We start from the raw sequence: 320 nt of genomic DNA on the forward strand, positions 1-320 counted from the left end.
CCCGGTGATATTATTGTAGGCGATAGAGATGGCGTTGTAGTGGTTCCACAAAACAGAGCACTGGAGACGATCGAAAAATCAATTGCGAGAGAAGCAAAAGAAGAAAGTGTTCGCAAACAACTAAGAGAGGGAAAAACTTCCATACAAATTTATGGCTGGGATAAAAAATTTGGCTACTAAATAATACACTATGCATATCGCCATACTTGGTTTAGGAGAAGCAGGAAGCATATTTGCCAACGACTTGGCAAATATGGGTGCAACTATATCCGCATGGGATCCCGGCCCGAAAAGGGTCTTACATCAAAATATTCGTTTTG

1 pseudogene is annotated in these 320 nt (G+C 41.2%); it reads left to right on the plus strand.

The features are described from left to right. Positions 1-180, plus strand: a pseudogene (locus CWC16_RS19505) (hypothetical protein); the annotation flags it as partial. Between the last annotated feature and the right edge of the window lie 140 nt (positions 181-320).

Origin of the sequence: Pseudoalteromonas sp. S3776 (genome assembly GCF_005886915.1) — a bacterium.
Lineage (GTDB): Bacteria > Pseudomonadota > Gammaproteobacteria > Enterobacterales > Alteromonadaceae > Pseudoalteromonas.